General features: G+C 68.2%; 10 protein-coding genes and 1 tRNA gene. 9 read left to right on the top strand and 2 right to left on the bottom strand.

What is annotated here, in order from left to right:
* Positions 1-50 precede the first annotated feature (50 nt).
* On the top strand, positions 51-467 hold the full coding sequence (locus BQ9890_RS16910; protein WP_075890300.1) for an IS5 family transposase: 417 nt from the start codon (positions 51-53) through the stop codon (positions 465-467).
* The gene (locus BQ9890_RS08570; RefSeq protein ID WP_078062235.1) at positions 361-960 is read left to right on the top strand and encodes an IS5 family transposase; all 600 of its coding nucleotides are present in this window, start codon (positions 361-363) and stop codon (positions 958-960) included. The genes BQ9890_RS16910 and BQ9890_RS08570 overlap by 107 nt, the downstream gene beginning before the upstream one ends.
* Positions 961-1,439: 479 nt before the next feature.
* Here BQ9890_RS08570 and BQ9890_RS08565 read toward each other — a convergent pair whose 3' ends face one another.
* Positions 1,440-2,864: an IS1380 family transposase gene (locus BQ9890_RS08565; protein ID WP_230297884.1), complete on the bottom strand. Its 1,425-nt coding sequence runs from the start codon at positions 2,862-2,864 to the stop codon at positions 1,440-1,442.
* A gap of 73 nt (positions 2,865-2,937) precedes the next feature.
* Positions 2,938-4,152, bottom strand: a complete 1,215-nt coding sequence (locus tag BQ9890_RS08560; protein WP_075890841.1) for a pyridoxal phosphate-dependent aminotransferase — start codon at positions 4,150-4,152, stop codon at positions 2,938-2,940.
* A gap of 319 nt (positions 4,153-4,471) precedes the next feature.
* Here BQ9890_RS08560 and BQ9890_RS08555 point away from each other — a divergent pair.
* The 7 genes from BQ9890_RS08555 (at position 4,472) to rplJ (ending at position 9,908) form a co-directional block, all read left to right on the top strand.
* Positions 4,472-4,547, top strand: a tRNA-Trp gene (locus BQ9890_RS08555).
* A 37-nt stretch (positions 4,548-4,584) separates the two neighbouring features.
* Complete coding sequence (secE, locus tag BQ9890_RS08550) at positions 4,585-4,929, top strand: preprotein translocase subunit SecE (RefSeq protein ID WP_075890839.1); 345 nt, start codon at positions 4,585-4,587, stop codon at positions 4,927-4,929.
* A gap of 193 nt (positions 4,930-5,122) precedes the next feature.
* Positions 5,123-5,887 carry a transcription termination/antitermination protein NusG gene (nusG, locus tag BQ9890_RS08545; RefSeq protein WP_078062565.1) on the top strand — a complete coding sequence of 255 codons (765 nt, stop codon included), beginning with the start codon at positions 5,123-5,125 and terminating at the stop codon, positions 5,885-5,887.
* Between the two features lie 163 nt (positions 5,888-6,050).
* Entirely contained in the window at positions 6,051-6,482 is a 432-nt protein-coding gene (gene rplK / locus BQ9890_RS08540; RefSeq protein ID WP_075890835.1) for a 50S ribosomal protein L11, read from the top strand.
* Positions 6,483-6,544: 62 nt separating this feature from the next.
* Positions 6,545-7,261, top strand: coding sequence for a 50S ribosomal protein L1 (rplA, locus tag BQ9890_RS08535; protein ID WP_075890833.1), 717 nt, complete (start codon positions 6,545-6,547; stop codon positions 7,259-7,261).
* Between the two features lie 223 nt (positions 7,262-7,484).
* The gene (locus tag BQ9890_RS08530; protein ID WP_075890831.1) at positions 7,485-9,182 is read left to right on the top strand and encodes a hypothetical protein; all 1,698 of its coding nucleotides are present in this window, start codon (positions 7,485-7,487) and stop codon (positions 9,180-9,182) included.
* A 204-nt stretch (positions 9,183-9,386) separates the two neighbouring features.
* Entirely contained in the window at positions 9,387-9,908 is a 522-nt protein-coding gene (rplJ, locus tag BQ9890_RS08525) for a 50S ribosomal protein L10 (RefSeq protein WP_075890829.1), read from the top strand.
* Positions 9,909-9,933: the final 25 nt, after the last annotated feature.

Raw genomic sequence — 9,933 nt, 5'->3', positions numbered from 1 at the left:
CTAGGGCGTGTCTCCTATATGTGGAGTTCGGCTTGCCCGATACTGGCCAGGTGAGTGAGTTGACCCGGTTTGAGGCCTTGACGGATGAGCAGTGGGCGGTGGTGGAGCCGCTCCTGCCGTCCAACGAGGGCAGGAAGGGCCGCCCGTTCACCAACAACCGGAGGATCGTCAACGGGATCATCTACCGGTATCGCACGGGGATCCCGTGGCGGGACCTACCTCGGGAGCAGTACGGGCCGTGGCAGACGGTGTGGAAGAGGCATCGCTCGTATGCACGCCGAGGCGTGTGGGACCATGTGCTCTCCCACGTCATCTCCCAGGCGGACACGCGAGGTGAGGTGGACTGGGCGGTCAGCATCGATGCGACGATCAATCGCGCTCACCAGCACGCCACCAACACCAAACGCCCCGAGCAGGACACAGGGGGCGCGATCGAACTACAAGAAATCTCCCACCGGGGAGGATGAACCCGCAGGTCACGGCGTTGGTCGGTCCCGAGGCGGGTTGACCACGAAGATCCACCAGGTCGTGGACGGACACGGCCTCCCACTCGCCATGGTGGTCACTGGCGGGCAACGCAACGATGGCGTGATGCTCAAGGACACCCTGGAAGACATCTATGTTCCTCGGCCTACCGGCAGGCCTCGCACCACACCCGAGGTGGTCTTGGCGGATCGCGGGTACACCTCAGGTGTGAACCGCCGCTACCTGCGTGCCCGCCACATCAAGATGGTGATCCCCCAGAAGAAGAACGAGATCGCCGCCCGCCAGAAGAAGGGCTCCCAGGGCGGCAGACCACCTGGCCTCGATGTGGAGGCCTACAAGGGCCGCAACGTGGTCGAGCGGTCCTTCAACAGCGTCAAGCAATGGCGGGGACTGGCCACCAGATACGACAAGCTCGCCACCACCTACCGCTCAGCCACAGTCCTCCACGCCATCCTCCAATGGCTCAAGACATAGGAGACATGGCCTAGACAAGCCAGAAACATAGACCAGAGAACGGCGTGCACCCCCACAGACCCGCTCAACCACCCACGGAAGAGTCACAAGAGCCGCATTTCTGCACACGCAGCAGCCCTCGTGACCCGAGCTCCGGCAGGAAAGGGCCGGGTCGAGCGGGCCGCTAGCACGGACGGCACCAGGAACCTGACCGAACAGGGGCGGGGACCACACATCCTTCCCGATGTGTGGTCCCCGCCCCGTCAGTGCCGGATCAGTGCCGCCCGAGCGGCACTGATGCGACCACCGGATGCCTCAGCCCTGATCCACCGTTTGTGGGGGTGGGGGTGGTGTGAGGCGAGCGGGATGGGGTTGTGGTGGTGTGTTTGTGCTGGTGTGAGGGTGTTCGGGTTCCGGGGTGTGGTGGGGTCTCCGACCACTGGTGTCGGCTTGTCCTGGGGTTCCTCGGGTTGGGCCCGCTGGGGCTGGGTGGGTGGTGGTCAGGCCGCCAGGGGCGGGTCGCTGCCGGTGGCGTGGCCCCACAGGTCCATGAACTGGCGTTGCCAGGGCCAGTGGGTCGGGTAGTGCAGGAAGCGGCGCCTGGACCTCGTGGCCACTCGTGCTGGCACGTGGATGAGTCGGGTGCGGATGGTGGGCATGCGGGCGGTGTTCATGCCTGCGGCGTGGGCTGCGGCCCGGGAGATGTTGAACGCCAGGACCGCCAACTGCAGCCAGGCGGCGTTGGCCTGGAACTTCCCCGAGGGCAGGTGCGCCAGGGCATTGCCCTTCAACTCGGCCATGACCTGCTCGATGATCGCATGTCCCCGGTGACGCTCATCGGCCTGGACCATGGGGAGGGTGGAGTTGGTGATGAAGGGGTGGTACCGGTACGTGTCGAACAGTTCCCCCTGACCCGGGCTGGCCTTCGGGTTCAACCGCTTGACACGGCGCACGACGAGCCTGCAGGTGACGTGTTCACTCACCGTGTGGGAGGTGAAGGCGGTGAAGGGGACTTCTGCGACCTCGGCGTCACTAATCCATTCTCCCGTGTCTTCTTCGAAGACGGCGTTGGGGTAGTGGATCCCCACCCACTCCTCCTCCCGGATCGCACTGATGGCTCGGGTGACGGTCTTCCACTGGGGGACGGTCACGGAGAACCAGCACCCGGCGTCGAGGAAGGCGTGGACGAAGTCGCACGTGCAAAACGCGCTGTCAGCCCGACCCATCACCCTCGCATCCGGGCGGACGCGTCTGAGGACTGTGAGGGCTCTCTTGGCGTGCCAGGCGGCGTTGCCCCCGCTGCGGATGTTGCCCCGACGCAGTTGGGCCCCGGCGATCACGGGCGGGGTGTGCTCGGTGCTGATGGTGGCGACGAGGGCGTTGAGGCCCTTGACATGGTTGTAGCCGTAGGCCACCGCCTGCTTCGAATACCCGTGCACCTCCCGGATGGTGTCATCGAGGTCCACCATCACCAGCTCATCACTGCCGAACAGGGTGGGGACCCTGGGGGCCAGGTTGGCCAGGAGCTGGCGGTTGATGGCTCCCAGCTGGAGGGTGTGACCGTGGGTGAAGGACCGCAGGAAGGTCCCCAGGGTGGAGGGGGCACGCACCGCCCCCACCACCTTCGCCGTGCCCCCCGAACGCAAGACATCCATCCCGTCAATGTCATCGGCCCCCGCCAGCATGCCCGTCACCAGCGCGCGCGTCTTGACCACCGCGTTCGGGGATGCCACCGTCAGCCGCTCGTTCAGCAGATCAGCGAGCCCGGCCCGCTGGGCCAGGCCCATCACCGCGGGCAGGCCCCCGGCGGAGACGAGGTGGTCCTCATCGAAGACCGGGGTGAAACGGCGGGTGGGAGTGTGAGACGATTGCACCTGAGCGATGCCCCCTCGACTTGGTGAAATGGTTTGTCTGGCGACACCCATTATCCCAGATCAGAAGGGGCATCCTCCCTTTTTCACACCCCCACAACCCACCCCCTAAACGGTGGATCAGGGCTCAGTGCGCTTCGGCCAGCAGCTCCTGGATGCGCCCCACGCCCTCGGCCAGGTCATCGTCGGCCAGCGCGTAGGACAGGCGCAGGAAGCCTGAGGGCCCGAATGCCTCGCCCGGGACGACAGCCACCTCGACCTCGCTGAGGATGATCTCCGCGAGCTCGGCGGAGGTCGAAGCCACTCGCCCCCGGATCGTGCGTCCGAGCACGCCCTCGACACTGGGGTAGGCGTAGAACGCGCCCTTGGGGACGGGCACCTCGAAGCCGTCGATCTCGGAGAGCATCGACACGATCGTGCGTCGGCGCCGGTCGAAGGCGGCGCGCATGTCGGCCACGGCGTCCAGGGGACCCGACACCGCAGCGATGGCCGCACGCTGTGCGATGTTGTTGACGTTGGAGGTCAGGTGCGACTGGAAGGAGGTCGCGGCCTTGATGATGTCCTGGGGGCCGATCATCCAGCCCACGCGCCACCCGGTCATGGCATAGGTCTTGGCGACACCGTTGAGGACGACGGTCTGGTCGGCCAGCTCCGGCACCAGTCGCACGATGTGGGCGGGCTGGGCGTCGTCGTAGAGGAGGTGCTCGTAGATCTCGTCGGTGACCACCCAGATGCCGTGCTCCAGGGCCCACTGGCCGATGGCCGTGGTCTCCTCGGGTGTGTAGACGGCTCCGGTGGGGTTCGAGGGCGAGCAGTGCAGCAGCAGCTTGGTGCGCGGTGTGCGTGCGGCCTCCAGCTGCTCGACGGTGACCTTGTACTCCTGGTCGGCGCCGGCGAAGACGGGGACGGTGATGCCCCCGGCCAACTTGATGGCCTCCGGGTAGGTGGTCCAGTAGGGGGTGGGGAGGATGACCTCGTCATCGGGGTCCAGCAGGGCGGCGAAGGCCTGGAACACGGCCTGCTTGCCGCCGTTGGTGATCAGCACGCTGGCGGGGTCGACCTCGTAGCCGGAGTCGCGCAGTGTCTTCTCCGCGACGGCCTTGCGCAGTGCGGGCAGACCCGCGGCAGGGGTGTAGCGGTGCATCGCGGGTTCCTGGGCGGCCTCGATGGCGGCCTGGACGATGTAGTCGGGGGTGGGGAAGTCGGGCTCGCCGGCACCGAAGCCGATGACGGGGCGACCCTGGGCCTTGAGGGCCTTCGCCTTGGCGTCCACGGCCAGGGTGGCCGAGGGGGTGATGGCAGCGAGGCGGGCAGAGACACGGGAGCGTGGTTGTGTGGTCACGGGGTCATGGTGGCACGGGCCACGCCGCACCGCCCGGCAGTGCCCGCGATCCGGTCGCGGTGTGGGACGTTCGTCCCGGGTCGGACGGCATGCCCCGGGACGGGGCCGTGGCGGACGTGCCCCATGTCTGCAGCGGGTCCTCAGCCGGGGCGGCGTCATCGACGGTGATCGCCGGCATGTCGCCGGACTGGGGCCGTGCCCGTCGCGCACTCGTCGCGGGCGGGGGAGTGGTGCCGGGCCCCGGGACCCGGGAGCACCGGTTGGACATGCCGGGGCGTGCACACCTAGACTCGTCCGGGCGGGTCGCGAGGTCCGCAGTAGGGCAGTGGCGCAATTGGTAGCGCACCGGTCTCCAAAACCGGCGGTTGTGGGTTCGAGTCCCGCCTGCCCTGCCATTCCGAACAGTCAGGTGTGATCCATGAGGGGGACGCGATGAGCGACAGCCGCGCACTGGGTGGCGGATCCGCCGACGACGGCCTCCCCTCGGTTCCCGGGAAGCCACAGGTTCCCGCCGCACCACGAGACCGCACCAAGTCAGGCGCGACACGCGGTCGTGACCAGGTCTCCCCGGCTGACGGCAAGAGGCCCGGCTTCTTCCGCAGGATCGCCCTGTTCGTCTCGCAGGTCGTCTCCGAGATGAAGAAGGTCACCTACCCGACCAAGTCGGAGACGTGGACCTATTTCGTCGTCGTCATCGTGTTTGTGGCACTCATCATGGCCTACACCGGGCTACTCGACCTGGGATTCGGTAGGCTGAACACATTGATCTTCGGCTGACACCGATCGACCCGCCCGCAGCTCCGACTGCAGGCGGGTTTTTTCCACCCGTGCAGCCGTCCGACGGCCGGTCGCCACCGGCCCCCTCAGGAGGAGAACCGTGACCGACGAATTCCGCACCGATGACTTCGAGGGCCTCGACCGCTCCGACGGTCCCGCCCCGGACGAGGCGCCCACCGACGCCCCCGTCGCCGTGGACAGCCTGAACCCTGCCGACGACCCGGAGGCCGTCGTCCCTGCAACGGACGCGGCCGACGCTGATGCTGACGCGGCCCCGGCGACCGACGAAGGCGCCTCCGAGGCGGCCGCCTCCGACGAGGGCGAGGTCGGGGAGGCCGAGGAGGGTGAGGTCGAGGACCCGATCCAGAAGCTGCGTGACGAACTGCGCCTGCTGCCCGGCGACTGGTACGTCATCCACACCTACTCCGGGCACGAGCGCAAGGTGAAGAACAACCTTGAGCAGCGCATCGCCTCCCAGAACATGGAGGACCTGATCTACAAGGTCGAGGTCCCCGACGAGTACGTCATGGAGTACCGCGGCACGCAGAAGAAGCGCGTACGTCGCGTCCGCATCCCCGGCTACGTGATCGTGTGCATGGACTTCACCGACGAGTCCTGGCGCGTCGTCAAGGAGACCCCTGCGGTCACCGGCTTCGTGGGCGACCAGCACAACCCCGTCCCCCTCAACGAGGACGAGGTCGTCATGCTGCTCACCCCCAACGTCATGGAGGAGGCGGCGGCCGAGCAGAAGACCGGCCCGGCCCCCGTCCAGCAGGTCCAGGTCAACTACGAGGTCGGCGAGGTCGTCACCGTCACCGACGGCCCCTTCGAGACCATGACCGCCACGATCTCCGAGATCATGCCCGACCAGCAGAAGCTGAAGGTGCTGGTCACCATCTTCGAGCGCGAGACCCCGATGGAGCTCGGCTTCGACCAGGTCGAGAAGCTCGACCAGTGATCTCACGCACCCGGACTTGGGAACAGGTCCGGGGCGCGATATCATCGGCATTTGTGCGCCTTGGCGCCAGCGTGTCCACCCCAGGGTGGGGCGCAGGCGCCGGGGGGCGTGACGTCACGGCGGCCGCCGTGATGTGGCAACACTGACGAAAGACCCGAAAACCATGGCACCGAAGAAGAAGGTCACCGGCCTGATCAAGCTGCAGATCGCCGCCGGCGCCGCGAACCCCGCTCCGCCCGTTGGCCCCGCCCTGGGCCAGCACGGCGTGAACATCATGGAGTTCACGAAGGCCTACAACGCAGCCACCGAGTCCCAGCGCGGCTCGATCGTCCCGGTCGAGATCACCGTCTACGAGGACCGCTCCTTCACGTTCGTCCTCAAGACGCCCCCGGCGTCGGAGATGATCAAGAAGGCCGCGGGAGTTCCCAAGGGCTCCTCCACCCCCAACACCGTCAAGGTCGCCTCCATCTCGCAGGCGCAGGTCCGCGAGATCGCCGAGGCCAAGATGGTCGACCTCAACGCCAACGACATCGACGCAGCAGCGAAGATCATCGCCGGCACCGCCCGCTCCATGGGCATCACGGTCGACGCCTGACACACCCCCAGTGGTAGGGCACGCGCTGCCCGCACTACCACGACTGCAAGGAGAGAAGCAGAATGACGAAGCGCTCGAAGAGCTATCGCAACGCCGCGGAGAAGATCCACGAGGGTGAGCTCTACGCTCCCCTGGCTGCGATGAAGCTCGCCAAGGAAACCACTGTCACCAAGTTCGACTCGACCGTCGAGGTCATGTTCCGTCTGGGTGTCGACCCTCGCAAGGCCGACCAGATGGTCCGTGGCACCGTCTCCCTGCCGCACGGCACCGGCAAGACCTCCCGGGTCTTGGTCTTCGCCGTTGGCGAGCGTGCACAGGAGGCGCTGGACGCCGGCGCCGACGAGGTCGGTGGCGACGAGTTGATCGAGAAGGTCCAGAAGGGCTACACCGACTTCGACGTCGCGGTGGCCACCCCCGACATGATGGGCAAGGTCGGTCGTCTGGGCCGCGTGCTCGGCCCCCGTGGCCTCATGCCGAACCCGAAGACGGGCACCGTCACCATGGATGTTGCCAAGGCCATCCGCGAGATCAAGGGCGGACGCATCGAGTTCCGTGTCGACAAGCACGGCAACCTCGCCTTCATCGTCGGCAAGACCTCCTTCACCGCTGAGCAGCTCACGGAGAACTACGCCGCGGTGCTGGAGGAGATCCTGCGCCTCAAGCCGACCTCCGCCAAGGGTCGCTACATCCTCAAGGCCACCGCCTCGACCACGATGGGCCCCGGCATCCCGCTGGACGCCACGAAGGTCAAGGGTTTGGTGGACGCCGACGCCGCCTGATCCGCGCGGATCGGGTCATCCCGTCCACGAGGGCGGATGTGGGGGCCACAGGTCATTGACCTGTGGCCCCCACTGCTGTGCCCGCGCGCGTCCGGCTCCGCGCGTCCCGCGGGGAACAGGAAAGCTCTGTCCGCGGGGACTGGGACTGCACGCCTCGTGAGCGGGGGACCCGGACGCCTGTCCGGGTCCCGGCGCTCTCCCGGCGGGGAATAGGATCATCGCCGTGGACGAAATCTCCCGGTACTTCGCGCAGGGTGCGACCCGCGTCGTCGTCGACGGTGCGCGGGCGGATGCCTCGACCACCGTCATCCCGCGGCGGGACGCGGAGGTGCCCGCCCAGGGTTTCAGGCTCCTCTACCGCCAGGACGGGGTGGTCATCGCCCACCGCGACGACCGGGGTCTGGCGGCAGGCCTGGAGATGGTCGAGTTCCTCAACGAGGACGAGTCCTTCCACACGGCCCTGGAGGTGCGCGACGCTCCGCTGATCCCCACGCGCGCCTGGCTCATGGACATGTCCGGGGACCGGATCCTCTCCTGGGACGGCCTCGTCCGCCTCGTCGAGGTCCTGGAACGCCTGCGTTTCAACCAGCTCGAACTGCGCGTCGGGCACGCCTTCACCTACCGGGACCAGGACACGGTGTGGGAGGGGACCTCACCGCTGACCCCCCTCCAGCTGCACCGCATCGAGACCCTGTGCGCCACCCACGGCATCCGCCTGGTCACCGCGATCGAGCCGCTCACCCACTGGGAGCGGTGGCTGTGCCACCCGGAGTACGCTTCCCGGGCAGAACTGCCCCAGGGCCGTACCGGCGACGACGGACAGCACTTCCCTCCCTCGGAACTCGCGGCCACCCCCTCCAACGCCCACTTCGTGGCATCCCTCGTCGACCAGCTGACCGGAGTCCTGTCCTCCCGCAGGATCAACATCGGGGGCCACTCGACCCGGGAGCTGGGGCACGGCGCCTCGCGGGCGCTCGTGGAGCGCCGCGGCCTGGCACGCGTCTACATGGACTTCCTGCAGCACGCCACACACGCCGTGGGTGAACGCGGGGTCGTGGGGGAGATGTGGGCGGACGTGCTCGCCCTCGACCCCCGTCTCCTGGAGGACGTGCCCGACCACGTGGTCCCGATCGTGCGCTGCTCCGAACCACCCGACCCGGTGCGCGGGACCCCGGGCTTCGCCACCACGGGTGCCGCCGTGGCTGGGTCGGGACGGGCCTTCTGGGTGGCCCCGGGTGCGGGGACCTGGAACACGTTCTGCGGGCGCTCGGTGCGCGCCCGGGCCAATGTCGAGGACGCCGTGGAGTGGGGGGTCGCCCACGGGGCCACGGGTCTGCTGGTGACCGCCTGGGCGGGGAAGGGGCACTGGGCACCCGAGACGCTCAACCTCCCCTGCGCCGTCGAGGTCGCCGTGCGGGCCTGGCGCGGGGTCGGCCCGGGGGACCGCCTGCACCGCCTGCTTTCCGCCCTGACCCCTCCCGATGTCGCCGCCGCCCTGCTCACGCTGGGTGAGGTCCCGGAACTTGCGCCCCTGCCCCTGCGCAACACGGACATCACCTGGGAGGCGCTCCGGCTCGGAGGGCACCTGCCCCCCGAGTGGGGGGTCGAGGACGCTGGGATCGACGAGGCCCGCCGGGCCGTCACCGAGGCAGCGCGCCAGCTGGACCCGGGGTCCGGGGGCAGCGGCTCCCTGGCACGCGCCCAGGTGCGTCTGTGCGTGGACATGTGCGCTTTCGGTCTGACCCTCGTGGACGTCGCACGAGGGCGCTCCCTGGCCTCGCGCGACGACCTGTCGGTCCGGTGGGGAGAACTCCTGCTGCGCCACCGCAAGTTGTGGTTGGCCACTGCGCGCGAGGGGGGTCTCGAGCACTCCCTGGCCCAGTTGGATCCCCTGGGTCACGTGCCCGGTCCCACATCCTGACAGGTTGGTGGCGGGGACGGTCGCTGGTAGGGTTGTCCCGCCAAAGACCGTCGGACATCCGCCAATGCGCGGGTCGAAGTGCTGGAGCAGCCGACGCAGGTGAGTGTCCGCCCCTCGGGGCGGGAACGGACTTCCGGGCCCGGCACGCACCTGCGTGTCGGGCTTCTTGCATGGGTGCGACGGGCACACATCGGAAGGAGGACCATGGCGAGGTCTGACAAGGTGGCAACTGTCGCCGAGCTCGTGGAGCGATTCCGCGGCGCCGACGCAGTGCTGCTCACTGAGTACCGCGGCCTGACCGTGGCGCAGCTCAAGACGCTGCGACGCGGACTGGGCGAGGGTGCGCACTACGCCGTGGTGAAGAACACGCTGGCTGCGTTGGCGGCCAAGGAGGTCGGTCTCGACTTCCTGGAGTCGGACCTCAAGGGCCCGACCGCCATCGCATTCGTCACTGGTGAGCCTGTCGAGGCCGCCAAGACCCTGCGTGATTTTGCCAAGGAGAACCCGGCACTGGTGCTGAAGTCCGGCGCCATGGACGGCGCACCGCTGTCCGCCGAGAGTGTCACCAAGCTGGCCGATCTTGAGTCCCGGGAGGTGCTGCTGGCCCAGGCCGCAGGCGTCCTCAAGGCCAAGATCTCCCAGGCTGCGTACATGTTCAACGCGCTGCCGTCCAAGACGGTGCGCACCATCGATGCTCTCCGCGACAAGCAGGAGCAGGCGGCCTGACGCGACAGGCCCCGCGCACCCCGGT

It is taken from the genome of Actinomyces provencensis, assembly GCF_900155435.1.
GTDB classification, from domain to species: Bacteria; Actinomycetota; Actinomycetes; order Actinomycetales; family Actinomycetaceae; genus Pauljensenia; species Pauljensenia provencensis.
Note: the sequence above shows the minus strand (reverse complement) of the source record. Positions and strands in the feature narration are given on the sequence as shown.